The organism is Olleya sp. NP1-10, from assembly GCF_055804415.1.
Map to the genome: position 1 here is coordinate 559346 of NZ_CM147840.1, position 16394 is coordinate 575739.

The 16394-nt window shown below is 31.3% G+C and carries 14 protein-coding genes and 1 pseudogene; 4 read left to right on the plus strand and 11 right to left on the minus strand.

Annotation, left to right across the window (positions count from 1 at the left end):
- Nucleotides 1-44: 44 nt before the first annotated feature.
- The 8 genes and pseudogenes from pgi to uvrC all read right to left on the minus strand — a co-directional run bounded on the left by pgi (nt 45) and on the right by uvrC (nt 11593).
- Nucleotides 45-1688, minus strand: coding sequence for a glucose-6-phosphate isomerase (gene pgi / locus AC0L4B_RS02595; RefSeq protein WP_473438423.1), 1644 nt, complete (start codon nt 1686-1688; stop codon nt 45-47).
- A complete protein-coding gene (locus AC0L4B_RS02600) occupies nt 1654-3006 on the minus strand; it encodes a peptidoglycan DD-metalloendopeptidase family protein (RefSeq protein ID WP_473438424.1) in 1353 nt (450 codons plus the stop codon). The genes pgi and AC0L4B_RS02600 overlap by 35 nt, the downstream gene beginning before the upstream one ends.
- Nucleotides 2964-3887 carry a tryptophan 2,3-dioxygenase family protein gene (locus AC0L4B_RS02605; RefSeq protein ID WP_473438425.1) on the minus strand — a complete coding sequence of 308 codons (924 nt, stop codon included), beginning with the start codon at nt 3885-3887 and terminating at the stop codon, nt 2964-2966. Before AC0L4B_RS02605 ends, AC0L4B_RS02600 begins: the two co-directional genes overlap by 43 nt.
- 7 nt (nt 3888-3894) lie before the next feature.
- Nucleotides 3895-4676 (minus strand): annotated as a pseudogene (locus tag AC0L4B_RS02610) (DUF3108 domain-containing protein).
- Nucleotides 4677-4818: 142 nt separating this feature from the next.
- On the minus strand, nt 4819-5982 hold the full coding sequence (hppD, locus tag AC0L4B_RS02615; protein ID WP_028291610.1) for a 4-hydroxyphenylpyruvate dioxygenase: 1164 nt from the start codon (nt 5980-5982) through the stop codon (nt 4819-4821).
- 85 nt (nt 5983-6067) lie between these two features.
- A complete protein-coding gene (locus AC0L4B_RS02620) occupies nt 6068-7225 on the minus strand; it encodes a homogentisate 1,2-dioxygenase (RefSeq protein ID WP_473438426.1) in 1158 nt (385 codons plus the stop codon).
- Nucleotides 7226-7559: 334 nt separating this feature from the next.
- Entirely contained in the window at nt 7560-9803 is a 2244-nt protein-coding gene (locus AC0L4B_RS02625; protein ID WP_473438427.1) for a patatin-like phospholipase family protein, read from the minus strand.
- Entirely contained in the window at nt 9800-11593 is a 1794-nt protein-coding gene (gene uvrC, locus AC0L4B_RS02630; RefSeq protein WP_473438428.1) for an excinuclease ABC subunit UvrC, read from the minus strand. Before uvrC ends, AC0L4B_RS02625 begins: the two co-directional genes overlap by 4 nt.
- Before the next feature lie 148 nt (nt 11594-11741).
- On the opposite strand from uvrC, the gene AC0L4B_RS02635 reads away from it, so the two are divergent.
- The 4 genes from AC0L4B_RS02635 to AC0L4B_RS02650 are packed head-to-tail and all read left to right on the plus strand — an operon-like array spanning nt 11742 to nt 14589.
- Nucleotides 11742-12164, plus strand: a complete 423-nt coding sequence (locus tag AC0L4B_RS02635) for an ATP-dependent zinc protease family protein (RefSeq protein WP_473438429.1) — start codon at nt 11742-11744, stop codon at nt 12162-12164.
- A 2-nt stretch (nt 12165-12166) separates the two neighbouring features.
- On the plus strand, nt 12167-13045 hold the full coding sequence (gene rimK / locus AC0L4B_RS02640) for a 30S ribosomal protein S6--L-glutamate ligase (RefSeq protein ID WP_028291605.1): 879 nt from the start codon (nt 12167-12169) through the stop codon (nt 13043-13045).
- 2 nt (nt 13046-13047) lie between these two features.
- Entirely contained in the window at nt 13048-14016 is a 969-nt protein-coding gene (locus AC0L4B_RS02645; protein WP_473438430.1) for a succinylglutamate desuccinylase/aspartoacylase family protein, read from the plus strand.
- 6 nt (nt 14017-14022) lie between these two features.
- Nucleotides 14023-14589 carry a 5-formyltetrahydrofolate cyclo-ligase gene (locus tag AC0L4B_RS02650; RefSeq protein WP_473438431.1) on the plus strand — a complete coding sequence of 189 codons (567 nt, stop codon included), beginning with the start codon at nt 14023-14025 and terminating at the stop codon, nt 14587-14589.
- Here the strand turns inward: AC0L4B_RS02650 and AC0L4B_RS02655 are convergent.
- The 3 genes from AC0L4B_RS02655 to AC0L4B_RS02665 form a co-directional block, all read right to left on the minus strand.
- Nucleotides 14561-15217 (minus strand): lipoprotein signal peptidase, encoded by a 657-nt coding sequence (locus AC0L4B_RS02655; RefSeq protein ID WP_473438432.1) that lies wholly within the window; start codon nt 15215-15217, stop codon nt 14561-14563. The two genes, AC0L4B_RS02650 and AC0L4B_RS02655, sit on opposite strands and share 29 nt — an antisense overlap.
- Before the next feature lie 60 nt (nt 15218-15277).
- Nucleotides 15278-15901, minus strand: a complete 624-nt coding sequence (locus AC0L4B_RS02660; RefSeq protein WP_473438433.1) for a hypothetical protein — start codon at nt 15899-15901, stop codon at nt 15278-15280.
- Between the two features lie 107 nt (nt 15902-16008).
- Nucleotides 16009-16392: a TraR/DksA family transcriptional regulator gene (locus AC0L4B_RS02665; RefSeq protein ID WP_028291600.1), complete on the minus strand. Its 384-nt coding sequence runs from the start codon at nt 16390-16392 to the stop codon at nt 16009-16011.
- Between the last annotated feature and the right edge of the window lie 2 nt (nt 16393-16394).

Consider the following 16394-nt stretch of genomic DNA (forward strand, 5'->3'; position numbering starts at 1 on the left):
AATAAAACATTAAAAAAGGTAAGAAAAATCGTAATTATTATTTTTTATCTTAAATTTTTATAGAATTCTAATAAATTAAGAGTAGAAACATCATGATTGTCAAAATTAGCGTTGTCAAATTCTTTTAAAATTTTATTAGCTAATTGCTTTCCAAGCTCAACACCAAACTGATCATAGCTATAAATATTCCAAATAATACCTTGAACAAATATTTTATGCTCGTACATCGCTATTAGTTTCCCTAAGCTTTCTGGAGTTAATTGTTTTATTAAAATAGTATTAGTAGGTTTATTACCTTCAAATACTTTAAAAGGAGTTAATTGTTTTATTTTTTCTGAAGACGTATTTTGAGATTCAAATTCAGCTTTAACCTCCTCTTTAGTCTTTCCGTTTAATAAAGCTTCCGTTTGAGCAAAAAAGTTAGACATTAACTTATCTTGATGGTCTTGGTTACCATGGAGCGATTTTGCAAAACCTATAAAATCTGCAGGAATTAGTTTAGTTCCTTGATGGATTAACTGAAAAAAAGCATGTTGCGAGTTTGTACCTGGTTCTCCCCAAATAATAGTTCCGGTTTGATAGTCTATTTTTGCACCATTTCGATCTACACTTTTACCATTACTTTCCATTATACCTTGTTGCAAATAAGTTGCAAACTGAGTTAAGTATTGTGTATAAGGTATTACAGCTTCGCTTTCAGACTTAAAAAAGTTATTATACCAAACACTAAGTAAAGCTAATATTACTGGGATATTTTTATCAAATTCTTCTGTTTTAAAATGCGTATCCATAGCGTTGGCACCAGATAACAATGCATCAAAGTTTTTAAAACCTATAGATAAACTAATAGTTAATCCTACTGCACTCCAAAGCGAAAAACGTCCGCCAACCCAGTTCCACATCGGGAACATATTATCTTGATCTATCCCAAATGCTTTTACTTTTTCAATGTTTGTAGATACTGCTACAAAATGTTTTGCAACATCTTCTTGTTTTGCATGTTCTAAAAACCATGTTCTTATTGTATTGGCATTAGATAAGGTTTCTTGAGTTGTAAATGTTTTAGAAACTATTACAAATAATGTAGTTTCAGGATTTAGCGTTTTTAACACTTCATTTACATGGTCACCATCTACATTACTAACAAAATGTGTTGTTAAGTGATTTTTATAATACTGTAATGAGTCTACTACCATAGCAGGTCCTAAATCACTACCTCCAATACCTATATTAACAACATCTGTAAATGCTTTACCTGTAAAACCTTTAAGTTGACCCGAAATAATTTGATTAGAAAATGCTTCAATTTTCTCTTTAACTTCAAAAATTTCTGGCATTACATTTTCACCATTTACCAAAACGGTATCTGTTGCTTTAGCACGTAAAGCTGTATGTAACACTTCTCTGTCTTCTGTTTTATTAATTACTTCTCCAGAAAATTGTGCTTGTATAGCATCTTTTAACTTAGTTTCTTCAGCTAATTCTAAAAGAAGTGTAATAGTTTCTGAAGTGATTCTGTTTTTTGAATAATCTACGTAAAAATCTTCCCAATTAATAGTCATCTGATTTGCTCTGTCTTTATTTTGAGCAAATAACTCTTTCATTTTTAAATCTTTTGAAGCTTCAAAATGATCTTTTAATTTTTGCCAAGCTTTAGTGCTTGTTGGGTTGATTGATGGTAGTGTCATGGTTAGTATATGTAATTAAATTTTCAGTACTAGTTTGTATATCTAAAATTTGCTCTTCTTCTATAGGCGAAATAAAATCTATTCCGTCTAATTGAATTTTAAGTGGTTCTATAAATTTTATGTACTCCGTTTTTAAACTATCCGAAATAGGCTCAGCTTCTGGTAATTTTTGTTTGAAAGGATCAACTTCTTTACCATTTTTCCAAAAACGATAACACACATGAGGTCCTGAAGTATTTCCAGTCATACCAACATAACCAATAACATCTCCTTGCTTTACAAAATCACCAACTTTAGCATTTCTTTTTTGCATATGAAAATACTTAGTAGTGTAAGTACTATTATGCTTAACTGCTACAAAATTACCTGCAGATTTACTATAACGAGATTGAACTACAGTACCATTTGCAGTAGCTCTGATTGGCGTACCAATATTTGCTGCAAAATCCGTCCCTCTATGCGGACGTACACGATTACCGTATAAAGCAATCCTACGATTTAAATTGTATCTAGAAGAAATTCGCTTATACTCAACTGGTGCTTTCAAAAAAGCACGACGTAAATTTTTAGCATCTTCAGAGAAGTAATCTTTTAGTCCTTTTACTGTATCAGTTTCAAACTCGAAAGCATAAAAAGGTTCTCCGTTATGTTGGAAGTAGGCTGCTTTAATATTATCTATTCCTGCGTAAATGCTATCATCAATATATTTTTCGGTATAAATAAGTTTGAATTTATCGTTTTTTTGAAGTCTAAAAAAGTCAATAGTCCATGCATAAATATCGGACATTTTATAGGCTAACAAGACACTTTTACCTTGTTTTGCTAAAGCTTCAGAAATATTAGATTCAATAACACCCGAGACTTCTTTTTCTACAAACTTAATTGGCTTTGTACTTGAATAAGCATGTATTGAATCTTGAAAGTTTATAACAACATAATCTGTTTTTGTAGGCTGATAAATAAAACACTTAGGCTCTTGTAGTGAGTCATTAGAACATAATAACGTATAAGGTTTACCAACTTGTAGACGTCTTATATCAAAACTATCTTTTGTTTGTTCTGCTATTTGGAAAATTTTAGAGTAATCTATTTTATTGCGCTGAAGAATCTCGCCAAAACTATCTCCTTTTTTAATAGTGTCACGCTTAACAACGTAATCTTCTAGTTTAAAACCAAATTCATAAACGTCTTCTGGTTCTTCTACTAATACTGTTTCAACTGGTTTTACTTTATCTTCTTTGCAACTATATATTGCTAATGTAATTATAAGAAGTATTATACATTTTTGCCCCAATCTTGCAGTTCTTGTTTGCTCCATAAGTCTGGAAAAAATATTCGTCTTTGATATTTTGGATGCATATATTTTACCCATTCGCTTCCTCCTGTTGCTTCTGCAGTTTTACCACCTATATTTAGGTAATGATTTGCTGTGTTATAATGTGCCATTACCCAAGTTATATTAACTGTGTAGTCGTAATGACGCATTGCTTTAATTAAATCTTGATCTTCTCTAACCTCTTGTGGTAATCCTTTAAAAATAGTCCACAAGTTATGAGTGTTATAGAATTCTGCAAATCTAATAAATTCGTCTTTGTATTTGTCCTCAAAAACTGTTAATGTATAGCTTTTTTTACCGGTTTTGTAGTCTTTACCTGCAGCTTGCCAATATAAATGTTCAAAAGCATGTTCAAAAGACGTGTTTCTATCAATAGTATCTCTAAATCTATTGTCTATTAAATTGATTAGCTCTGTTGAAGCAAATTCAATTTTTCTGTATTGAGCAGACTGAAACCCACTTGCTGGAGTCAATGTACTTCTAAACTTATTGTATTGCCCTACATCCATTCCGTCTTTCATGACAGTAAATGAAGACGTTAAAACATCAAAATAACGACTAATACGCATGATTTTAGTTTCGAAAAAAGACGCTGAAATATTATCTTGTTTGGCAACTTGATCTATTTCCCATAAAATCATTTTAAACAACAACTCATTAACTTGATGATACATTAAAAACACCATCTCATCTGGTAAAGTTGTGCGTTGTACTTGTAAATTTAAAAGTGCATCCGTCTGAATATAATCCCAGTAATCTATGGGTTTACTGTGCAACAAACCATCCAAATGTGTATTAACATTTTGGTCCAATGCATTGTATTTATCTGTTAATTGGTCTGTTATATTCTTATCTATACTCATTACTTATTTAATCTACTATAATTTTAAAGCTATGCTTTAAACCTTTGTAAGCCTCTAGATCTGCTCTTAAGGACCCAACTGCTAAGTCTGCTTTTATACGTAAAGGTATTTTATTTTTATCATTAGACACCCAAAGGGTTAAACTTTCTTCCTCTTTAAATACACGTCCTGCCATTACATATGGTCTAAACATTAATGTTTCAACAGTTCCAAAGTCAGTATCTAGGTTTTCTTTTCCAAGATATTTAAGTTTAAACCCATAGTTTTCTTCATCAAAAAACATATCTAATTTAATCTCATCTCCTTTACTTAATGTTCTTGTATCTAATTTATTTCTAAGATAATAAAAGGTAGACACCATGTCTTGCACCTTATCTTTTGTTGTTAGAGTCTTTTTAGTATCATGCTTTTTGTTATATACTAAAGCTGTTTTATTAGATTGATTAAAATCAATTTGGATATTTTTTTATGACCACCTTCGTTAATTTTTCTTATAAATTTATAAGGTAATATGGTTTGTTTGTCAAAATAACTTTCATAACGATCCTCTACTTTAAAAAACCACTTAATCATACCTGTGGTCCACCCTTTACCCACTACATGAAAAACAGGCTTACCATTTAAACTAGTTTCTTTAACTTGTAATGTTGCATTACCAGCTTTTAAAAACCCGCTATAACTCATTTTAAACTTAAACCATTCGCCAGTTTTAAACGCAGGTTCTTGTTGAACTGCAAAAGATACACTTGCTGTAAATATTGCTAATATTATAAGTATTTGTTTTTTCATAACTCATGTAATTATATAGCTATTTGTAAACAGCTATGGATTGTTTAAAACTTAGATTACAATTACTATTCCAAAAATATAAAACAAAAAAATGCCATCTTAATATTTGATGGCATTTTTTTGTTATTAAATTATGAATTTCTTAAAGTGTTCCTCTTTTCGCTTGTTCTCTTTCAATAGATTCAAACAATGCTTTAAAGTTACCTGCTCCAAAACCACGTGCTCCCATACGTTGTATTATTTCAAAAAACAAAGTCGGTCTGTCTTCTACTGGTTTTGTAAAAATTTGAAGTAAATACCCTTCTTCATCTGCATCAATCATAATACCTAAACTTTTCAGTTTTTCGATATCTTCTTTTAACTCATGACTAAACTCTTCAAGCCTACCAGGTACAGACGTATAATACTCGTCTGGAGGTGTAGATAAAAATTCAACTCCGTTGGCTCTTAATTGAGACACTGTTTTTAAGATATCATCTGTAGCTACAGCAATGTGTTGCACTCCTGCACCTTCATAAAAATCTAAATACTCTTCTATTTGAGAACGCTTTTTACCTTCAGCTGGTTCGTTAATTGGAAATTTAATTCGTCCATTTCCATTGGACATTACTTTACTCATTAAAGCTGAATATTCGGTATGAATTTGCTTATCATCAAATGACAAAAAGTTTTCAAATCCCATAACGTCTTCGTACCATTTTACCCAAACGTCCATTTGGTTCCAACCAACATTACCAACCATATGGTCTATGTATTTTAAACCAGCAGTTGGTGGATTATAATCTGATTCCCATTTTTGAAAACCTGGTAAAAAAGCGCCTTTGTAATTTTTACGTTCTACAAACATGTGTACCGTTTCTCCATAAGTATAGATTCCTGCTCTTACAACCTCACCATGCTCATCAGACTCTACGGTTGGTTCCATGTAGGATTTTGCACCTCTTGAGGTTGTTTCTTCATATGCTTTTCTTGCATCTTCAACCCATAATGCTACAACTTTGACACCATCACCATGCTTTACAATATGGTCGTTTATTGGTGATTTACTATTTAAAGGCGTTGTAAGCATCAACTTAATTTTATCTTGAGTTAAGACATAACTTACCTGATCTGTAGATCCTGTTTCAAGACCTTTGTAGGCATGTGACTGAAAACCAAAAGCTGTTTTATAAAAGTGAGCTGCTTGTTTTGCATTACCAACATAAAACTCGACATAATCGGTTCCTAAAAGTGGTAAAAAATCTTGTGCACCTTCAAATATTTTTTCTAAACCGTAGTTTACTGATTCAATTTCTTTTTTACTCATAATAAATATATATTTTGATAACCACTGTTGTGATTATTTTTGTTTTAATAATAAATAGTTTACCACTTTCGTGGAAATAAAAGCCTTACTCTAACCAAGATTTAAAGTAATCTTCGTCTGCAATTTTCAAAGCCTCTTCAGTAACCATTAATGGTTTAAAAGTATCTACCATTACTGCTAATTCGTCTGTTTTAACTTTACCTATACTTCGCTCTGTTGCTCCTGGGTGTGGACCATGAGGTATTCCTGCAGGATGTAAGGATATGTGTCCTGCATCAATATCGTTACGAGACATAAAATCTCCATCAACATAATACAACACCTCATCACTATCTATATTGCTATGATTATAAGGTGCAGGAATACTATCTGGATGATAGTCATATAGTCTTGGCACAAAACTACATACAACAAAGGCATCTGTTTCAAAAGTTTGATGCACTGGTGGTGGTTGGTGAATACGACCTGTTATAGGCTCAAAATCGTGTATTGAAAATGCATAAGGATAATTATATCCATCATAACCAACAACATCAAAAGGATGCGTTGCATACACCATTTCAAAAATATCGTCTTGCTTTTTAACTTTAATTAAAAAATCTCCTTTTTGATTGTGTGTCTCTAACTCTTGTGGTTGTCTTAAATCACGCTCGCAAAATGGAGAGTGCTCTAGTAATTGACCAAACCAATTGCGGTAACGCTTTGGTGTGTAAATTGGTCTTTTAGACTCGACAATAAACAGTCTATTGTCTTCTGTGTCAAAATCCATTTTATAAATTACACCTCTTGGGACTAATAAATAGTCTCCATATTTGAAGTCTAAATTACCTAAATGTGTACGTAACTTACCTGTCCCTTTATGGATAAAGATAAGCTCGTCTGCATCTGTGTTTTTATAAAAATAATCTTTAGTTGATTGTTTTGGTGCTGCCAAAATGATACTACAATCGCTATTTATTAATACGGTTTTACGCGACTCTAAATAATCGTTTTCTGGTTTAACTTGAAATCCTTTTAAACGATAGGATTGTATATGATTTTTTTTAGCAATTTTTGGTGCTACACTGTATTGTTTTTTTATAGCTTTAACTTGCGTTGGTCTATGCTCATGATATGAGTTTGTAGACATACCGTCAAAACCTATGGTACCAAATAACTGCTCTGCGTACAGAGAACCGTCTGGCTTTCTGAATTGTGTGTGTCTTTTTGGTGGAATTTTTCCTAGTTTATGATAAAATGGCATTTTTTTAATTTTTAAATTGAAAAATAACGTCTAAGAATCGTGTGACGCTTTACTAAATGCTTAACAAGGAAGAAGGATCATTCTGGATTACGCTTAATCAAGAATTTTAAATGAGATAATAAATCGCTCCAAATTGTCTTCATAATCTAACAAATATCGTAAAATTTTATGAGTATGGAAAAGGTTTTAACTTTGTTTACTAGTCTATGCGTCTAGCCTTGCGTTAAGGGTAGTAATGGCATCCTTTTTTTGCTTCCATATAAGGCAAAAAAAGATATAATGGATGACCTGGTTACCTGTAATACCCTAAAAGTATTACAGGTAAAACGCCCAATTAAAACCAATAGCCTAGATTAAAAAACCAGTAGCTTTGTTTAGTCTCTGGTGAGTATGAGTATTTAGCTTCGATTGGACCAAGAAAAGACTCTAATGAATATCCTAAAGCAAATCCTGAATAATCTGGAAACGAAAACCAATCTGTTGAATCAAACATCCTATCTTCTACGTTTGCAAAATTTGCCGAAAATATCAAATGGTTTTTTGGCAAGAAATGATAGTCTAAATCTATACTTGTTTTTAAGTATGAATCTGCTGATATACTTAAAAAATCATAGCCATAGAATGGTTTAAAATTATTGATGAAATTATTTCCGTATCCTCCTAAAACAAAATCTAAAAATTGATTGGCTTTTGGGTTTATTTTAAAGCCTCCATCTGTAGTGATGTTTAAAGATAATTTATCTGTTGCTTTGAAGGCATAGCCTAACTCGGCTTTTAAGATTGTGAATGGCGAGAAGGAACTTGAAAAATCTGTTGAATACAGGTAATAATTACCTTCTGCTGAGAAAAACATTCCGTTAGTTGGAAAGTACTTACTATCATAGGTATCAAACTTTAAGGCTCCGAACAGACTGACGTAATTACTGTTTTCAAAAACGGTTTCGGTTTGATTATCTGAGGATAAAATAGTTTCGGTTTTTACTTTTAGTTTTTTATGTTCTACACCTAATGACAATGCTAAGTCATTACGAAACAAGGTTTGTACGTAAAATTGAGTGTTAAAATCTGATAATTCAGCATCTATTTTATTTATTCCAACAGAAGAAATTTGTGTAGGTGTTAAAAAAGCATCTGCCACTACACCTTGATTAAACTCGTTATATCTTGATTTTAAACCGACACTCCAATAAATACCTTTATCTATAAAGTAGTCAAAATTATACCTTACATGGTCACCAATTATTAAATCTAAGGAAGCAACATCGTTTTTAAGTAAAAATCTGTTTTTTGTAATGTTAGCTAAAATGGCACTTTTGTATAAATCATCATAGTGTAATCCTAGTTTTAAAAATGTTGTTTTTTTAGTTTCGGTCACTTTTGTGACTAACTTATACGCATTGCCTTGCTCTGGTTTAAGCTCGTAAAAAAAGCTATCAAAATTATTAGTACCAACAATGTTATTAGTGCCTTCAAACAAATCTTTATAGGCTATTTTACTATATGGCCTGATTTTAAGCTTACCTAAGATATAGGATCTTGTGTACCTTTCCATGCCATGTGTTTCTATATAATTTATCTGCAAACTATCTGGCGTATTAGCTACATGATTTTTAGATGGCTTGGTATGCTGCTTAGATTGTAGTTGCTTTAAGTCTTCAATATTTACCATTGCTGCTTTAAGACCATTTTCTATAATTTGACGACCATCATCAAAGGACACAACTGTAAATTTAGTGATATCTGGTTTGATATAAATATCAGTCTTTTTAGACTTTCTTTTCATATCATTAATGGTTCTAAAATTATTTATTTGAAATAAAATTTGAGGTGCCGAAGATAAATCTGTACGATTAGCTAATCCATCTTGCACATCTACACCAATGATTACATCTACTCCTTTTTCTTTTAATTCTCTTAATGGATAATTATTAACAACGCCTCCATCTATTAATAAATCTTCTCCAATTTCTACTGGTTTAAACAACGACGGAAAGGTACCGCTTGCCCTTACTGCTTGTGGCAAATTACCTTCGTCCAAAATTACTTGCTGACCAGTTTCTACATTTGTTGCTATACAGAAAAAAGGAATGGGTAATTTAGAAAAATCATTTTGTGCACTAACATGCAACATTAACTTGGTTAATAAATTAAATATATTTTGCCCTTTAGACAACGCAGATGGAAGTTGTACTTTTAAATGATCAAAAGGAAGTGTAATTGCGTATCGCTCTGAAATTTCTCTTTCATAGATTGATTTTGCAGATCTTGGTATATTATCGCTAATAAGATCGTCAAAATTGACTGTTTTAAAGATTGAATCTAATTGTTTTCCGGAATAACCAGACGCGTATAAAGAACCAATGATTGCTCCCATACTTGTACCAGCAACATAATCTACTTTGATATCCAGACTATCTATAACTTTTAGTACACCTATGTGCGCAAAACCTTTGGCTCCACCACCACTTAATACCAACCCGACTTTTGGGTTTTCTGGTATGCTATCCATTTTTTGCTGTGCAGTAACGGTATTTAATACAGTAAAACAGATTATAAGAATTATTAGGTAATGTTTCATTCTTTATGATAATAGTTATAAATTTTAGAGGCTTTGGACACTCCAACAACATCTTCTAACTCGTCAATTTTAGCATTTGATATACGCTTTGCCGATTTAAATACTTTTAATAATTGCACTATTGTTTTTTCTCCAATTCCAGGAATGGTTTCCATTTCTGTATTTAATGCTTGTTTACTTCGTCTATTACGATGATGCTCTATACCAAATCTGTGAGCTTCATTACGTAATTGCTGAACGATTTTAAGTGTTTCGGATTTTTTATCTAAATATAAAGGAATTGGATCCTCTGGATAAAACAATTCTTCTAATCTTTTGGCAATACCTATAATAGCTATTTTACCTCTTAAGTCTAATGCGTCTAAACTTTTTAACGCAGAAGACAATTGTCCTTTACCACCATCAATAATGATTAACTGTGGTAAGGGTTGATTTTCTTCAAGCAACCTTTTATAACGTCTAAAAACGACTTCTTCCATAGACGCAAAATCGTCTGGACCTTCAACTGTTTTTATATTAAAATGACGATAGTCTTTTTTACTTGGTTTACCATTTTTAAACACAACACAAGCTGCAACTGGATTTGTACCTTGAATGTTGGAATTATCAAAACATTCAATATGTCTAGGCTCTTCACTTAAACGTAAATCTTGTTTCATTTGTGCCATTATACGATTGGCATGTCTATCTGGATCTGTTATTTTCACCTGTTTAAAACGCTCAAGCCTGTAATATTTAGCGTTTCTTATAGATAAATCTAAAATATGCTTTTTATCTCCTAACTGAGGGACTGTTACTTTAATATCCTCGCCAATATTGACTTTAAAAGGCACAAATATTTCTTTTGAGTTAGAGTTGAATCGTGCTCTTATTTCTATTATCGCTAATTCTAGAAGCTCTTTGTCAGTTTCATCTAATTTCTTTTTAATTTCTAGAGTATGAGATCTTATTATAGAACCATAAGAGAGTTGTAAAAAATTAATGTATCCATGACCAGCATCACTAACTATAGAAAACACATCTACATTACTAATTTTAGGATTTACTATGGTAGATTTTGCTTGATAGTTTTCTAAAACTTCAATTTTTTCTTTTATTCGCTGTGCTTCCTCAAATTCTAAATTTTCAGCAAATTGTTTCATTTGCAACCTAAATTGCCATAAAGAGTCTTTAAAATTTCCTTTTAAAAGTTCTCTAATAGCTTTTATGTTTTCGTCATAAGACGCCTCTGTTTGATAATCTTCGCATGGTCCTTTACAGTTTCCTAAATGATACTCTAAACAAACCTTATACTTACCTGATTCTATTTTATTTTGAGATAAATCAAAATTACAGGTTCTAAGCTGGTATAAACCACGTATTAAATCCAATAAAGTATAAACGGTTTTTACACTGGTATATGGTCCAAAATATTCGCTTCCATCCTTTATATATCTTCTAGTTTGGAACACTCTTGGAAATCGTTCTTTTTTAATACAAATCCATGGATAACTTTTATCATCTTTTAATAAGACATTATATCTTGGTTTGTGTTTTTTTATTAAGTTATTTTCTAGCAGTAAAGCATCTGTTTCAGTCTTGACAACAATGTGCTTCATACTAGCAATACGCTTTACTAAAACTCTAGTTTTTCCGTTATCATGATTTTTAGTAAAATAAGAGCTTACTCGTTTTTTTAAGTTTTTAGCTTTCCCTACGTATATTATAGTGCCTTCAGCATCAAAGTATTGATAAACACCAGGAGAATCAGGTAAAGTTTTAAGTTGTATATCAAGTGGTGTTTGGCTCATTATAACATTAAAAATCAAGTGTAATTTAAAGTTAACCAAAGGTAATTATTTAAAAACAACTAACCCTTTTTACTATAAATTTTAACCTAAAAATAAAATTATAATATTGACTTATTCATTACCTTGCATCTCATTTTAAACCTAAAAAATGACTAAAAAAACACTAGGTAGAACAGACAAAATCGACTTCCCAAACTTAGATTTATTTGAAGTAGATTGCAAAATAGATACAGGCGCTTACACCTCTGCCATACATTGCTCAAAAGTAGCTGTAAAAGACGATGGCTTACATTGTACATTTTACAGTAAAGGTCACCCAAATTTTAATAGTAAAACTAAAGTCTTTAAGGACTACACTTTTACAGATGTAAAAAGTAGTAATGGTTTTGTAGAAAATCGATACAAAATAAAAACTGATGTTGTATTTTTTGGTAAAACATTCAAGATTAACTTAACTTTAAGCACAAGAGACGATATGAGATTTCCGGTTTTAATTGGAAGACAATTTTTAAAACGTAAATTTCTAGTCGATGTAGACATACTAAACCAATCCTTTAACTATAATAACTAACAATGAACATTGTAATTTTATCCAGAAATGCTAATTTATACTCTACAGATCGCTTAGTAGAAGAAGGCGAAAAAAGAGGTCATAAAATTGAAATAATAGATCCTTTAAAATGTGATATTATTATTGAAAAAGAAAAACCTTCTATTTACTACAAAGATCGATATTTAGATTACGTTGATGCCATTATACCACGCATTGGAGCTTCAGTTACATTTTATGGCTGTGCAGTTGTTAGACAATTTGAAATGATGAATGTCTTTACCACTGCATCTTCTGACGCCATTTTACGATCAAGAGACAAACTAAAAAGCTTGCAACGTCTTAGCAAAGCCGGAATAGGAATGCCAAAAACGGTATTTACTAACTATTCTAGAGATGTTGAAGAAGTTATTGAACACGTTGGAGGCGTACCTGTTATTATAAAATTACTTGAAGGAACACAAGGTTTGGGTGTCGTTTTAGCTGAATCTAAAAATGCTGCCGAATCTGTTTTAGAAGCCTTTAATGGTCTTGAAGCTAGAGTAATTGTTCAAGAATTTATTGCTGAAGCTAAAGGTGCAGATTTACGTGCTTTAGTTGTTGACGGAAACGTTGTTGGTGCTATGAAACGTCAAGGAAAAGAAGGTGAGTTTAGATCTAATTTACATCGTGGTGGAAATGCCGAGATTATTAAGTTAAGCGAAGCTGAATTATTAGTTGCCCAAAAAGCATCAAAAGCATTAAAACTTCCTGTTTGTGGTGTGGATATGTTACAATCTGAAAGAGGTCCTTTATTATTAGAAGTAAACTCTAGTCCTGGATTAGAAGGTATTGAGAATGCTACCGGAAAAAATATTGCCAAAAGCATTATGACTTATATAGAAAGAAATTACAAGTATTAAATATGAATAATAACGACGTTTTAGAAATTTTAGGTGAAACTATCAAACCTGGACAAAGTGCAGAAGTTAGTTTTAACGTTGCCAAATTACATACAAGGACACCTGTAGATGTACCTATAATTATTGAACGTTCAAAAAAACCAGGACCTACAGTATTGTTTACTGCTGGTATCCATGGTGATGAAATTAACGGAACAGAAATTGTCCGTCAATTAATATCTAAAGGCATTAATAAGCCCAAAATTGGTACTACTATTTGTATACCTGTTCTAAATATTTTTGGTTTTATAAACATGGAACGTGCTTTTCCTGATGGACGCGATTTAAATCGTGTGTTTCCAGGACATAAAAACGGATCATTAGCTAGTCGTGTTGCTTACGAATTAATTAATGAAGTTATACCACATGTAGATTTTATAGTTGATTTTCATACTGGTGGAGCTTTACGTTTTAATGCACCACAAATACGAATTGAGCAAGGCAACGAAGATGATGATGTAATGGCTGAAATTTTTGGAGCACCATTTATATTGTATTCTAAAAATTTAAATAAATCTTTTAGAAATGCTTGTAATAAATTAGGCAAACCTATTTTACTTTATGAAGGCGGAAAATCGTTTTACTTGGACAATACAGTAACCAACACAGGTGTTAACGGATCAAAACGTATATTAAATCATTTTGGTATGTTGCGTCGACAATTTAAAGTATCAGAACCTAAAAAAGAATGTGTGAAAATTACTGATAGTTCTTGGCTTAGAGCTAAGCATTCTGGAATGTTTAAAGCAACCGTTAAATTAGGTGTGGAAGTTAAAGTTGGTGATGATATTGGTAACATTACAGATCCTTATGGTAAGTTTAATCATTTTGTAAAATCCAAACACGCTGGTTATGTTATTAACATCAATCAAGCTCCAATTGTGTATCAAGGTGATGCATTATTTCATGTGTCTACAGAAGTTTTAACATAAACAACAATGAAAAAGGCTCAATTAAGACCTCATTATAAAGCTTTAAGAAGCCAATTAACTACAGATCAAATTGATGATTTTAGCATGGCTATTGCTAACCAATTAATAGGCTTACCCATTTGGAATCATAGTTTTTACCACTTGTTTTTAACCATTGAAACACAGCAGGAAATTAACACCGATTTTATACTAAACATCTTATCTGGAAAAGATAAAAATATTATCATTTCTAAAAGTGATTTTAAAACTAATACTCTGGATAATTTTTTATTAACAGATAACACAAAACTTAAACTTAGCGCTTATAACATACCAGAACCAGTTGATGGAATTGAAATTGCAGATTCTAAAATTGAAGTTGTTTTTATCCCTCTATTAGCTTTTGATTTAAAAGGAAATCGAGTTGGATACGGAAAAGGATTTTACGATAATTTTTTAGCTAAATGTAAACCCGAAACCTTAAAAATAGGCTTGTCTTTTTTTGAAGCAGAAACAACAACCATTGAAGATGCTTTTGAAGGTGATATTCCTTTAGACATGTGTGTCACACCAAAACAGGTTTATACATTTTAAGCGTCTTCTTTTTAGGAAACGCTTTACCATTAAAAAATATTAATATCCCAAAACCTATACTTATAGCTACATCTGCTATATTAAAAACAGGTTCAAAAAACGTAAAGTAATCTCCTCCAATTATAGGTATCCATTCTGGAAGATAACCTTTCCATAAAGGCAGATATAACATATCTACAACTTTACCATGCAGCAAACTATCATAACCTTCAGGTGGTAAAAAAGTAGCTACTTGAGACAAACTATCATCAAATAAAACTCCATAAAATATAGAATCTAATATATTACCTAAGGCACCTGCAAAAATAAATACTAAGGCTAAAACTAATGTTTTCGATTGCTCTTTTTTAATTGTATTAATCAACCAGTATCCAATACCAACTATTGCAAACACCCTAAAAACAGTCAAACATAATTTGGCTGTACGATCTGTAATAAAAGGAAGAATATCGCTAAGTTTGGTTCCCCAAGCCATACCACTATTTTCAATAAAATATATTTTAAACCAATTAAACACTGTATAATCTTCGCCTAAAACAAAATGAGTTTTAACGTATATTTTACTTATTTGATCAATAAGTAAAATTGAAATAATTAAAAGAGAGGCTTTTTTAAATTCATAAATCATAGGACACTTAAACAAATTAAGTGTTGTAAAAGTTAGCTAGTTAACATGACAAAAATAGACTTAATTTTTGGTTTTGGAGACATGGATGTTTCCATTAATAGAATGACAGTTAATATTAAATTTTCCGTATTTAAATTGATGAAATTGCACAACTCCAGTTTTACTAATCGCTGTAACCTCAGCATTATTAGTCTGAACTGCAATATTACCATCAATAGTATTAATAGTTGCATTACCTAAAAATTGTTTTAAACTGCAGTCACCTTGATTAGACTCTACAAACACATAATTGTATTCGCCTACAACTTGTACAGATGCTATATCACTTTTAACATCCAAAATCATATGATTTGGCACTAAAAGATCATACTCAACAGATAAAACTTTATGCGCACTTAGCTTATCGTTATTATTTTTAAATAATGGTTGATATGCTGAATTTATAAACAAAGTTTCAGATGAAATACTATCTAAAATCACCAAATGTTGTGCATTTTCGCCTTCTATTCTAGCTTTTAAACTTAAGGTTTTAGAAGGACTATTTTTTACATTAATTTTAAACACACCTTCTGCGGAAATATTCACCGTTTTAATTGCTGTGGCTTCCCATGTTTTTTCTTTACTTATTTGAGCATATAAAAAACTAGTAAACAGTAAAAGTGATAGCGTTATTTTAAGTTTCAAAAAATGTTGTATTTATTATAAAAACAAAACGCTTCAAATTAATTTGAAGCGTTTTGTTTAGTGATTGCTTTACTGTTATAAAGCATTATTATGACTGTTATGCAACCTTATTTTTGCATGTTTTTGGCTTCTATACTTAATGTTGCATGTGGTACTAACTCTAAACGTTTAGGGTTTATAAGCTTACCTGTTACACGACAAATACCATAGGTTTTGTTTTCGATTCTAATTAAGGCATTTTTTAAGTCACGTATAAACTTTTCTTGTCTAATGGCTAAAGCTGAGTTAGACTCTTTACTCATGGTCTCACTTCCTTCATCAAACGCTTTAAACGTTGGAGAGGTATCATCTGTACCATTGTTATGGTCGTTAACATAAGCACTTTTAATTAACTCTAAATCGTGCTTAGCTTTTTCAATTTTATCTTGAATTAGCGTTTTAAATTCTGCTAATTCCTTATCAGAATATCTTTCGTTTATATCTGTTGCCATAA

Bases quoted from the DNA above. Each gene is read 5' to 3' on its own strand.
- pgi (WP_473438423.1), bottom strand. From the start codon at position 1,688: ATGACACTACCATCAATCAACCCAACAAGCACTAAAGCTTGGCAAAAA.
- AC0L4B_RS02600 (WP_473438424.1), bottom strand. From the start codon at position 3,006: ATGGAGCAAACAAGAACTGCAAGATTGGGGCAAAAATGTATAATACTT.
- AC0L4B_RS02605 (WP_473438425.1), bottom strand. From the start codon at position 3,887: ATGAGTATAGATAAGAATATAACAGACCAATTAACAGATAAATACAAT.
- hppD (WP_028291610.1), bottom strand. From the start codon at position 5,982: ATGAGTAAAAAAGAAATTGAATCAGTAAACTACGGTTTAGAAAAAATA.
- AC0L4B_RS02620 (WP_473438426.1), bottom strand. From the start codon at position 7,225: ATGCCATTTTATCATAAACTAGGAAAAATTCCACCAAAAAGACACACA.
- AC0L4B_RS02625 (WP_473438427.1), bottom strand. From the start codon at position 9,803: ATGAAACATTACCTAATAATTCTTATAATCTGTTTTACTGTATTAAAT.
- uvrC (WP_473438428.1), bottom strand. From the start codon at position 11,593: ATGAGCCAAACACCACTTGATATACAACTTAAAACTTTACCTGATTCT.
- AC0L4B_RS02635 (WP_473438429.1), top strand. From the start codon at position 11,742: ATGACTAAAAAAACACTAGGTAGAACAGACAAAATCGACTTCCCAAAC.
- rimK (WP_028291605.1), top strand. From the start codon at position 12,167: ATGAACATTGTAATTTTATCCAGAAATGCTAATTTATACTCTACAGAT.
- AC0L4B_RS02645 (WP_473438430.1), top strand. From the start codon at position 13,048: ATGAATAATAACGACGTTTTAGAAATTTTAGGTGAAACTATCAAACCT.
- AC0L4B_RS02650 (WP_473438431.1), top strand. From the start codon at position 14,023: ATGAAAAAGGCTCAATTAAGACCTCATTATAAAGCTTTAAGAAGCCAA.
- AC0L4B_RS02655 (WP_473438432.1), bottom strand. From the start codon at position 15,217: ATGATTTATGAATTTAAAAAAGCCTCTCTTTTAATTATTTCAATTTTA.
- AC0L4B_RS02665 (WP_028291600.1), bottom strand. From the start codon at position 16,392: ATGGCAACAGATATAAACGAAAGATATTCTGATAAGGAATTAGCAGAA.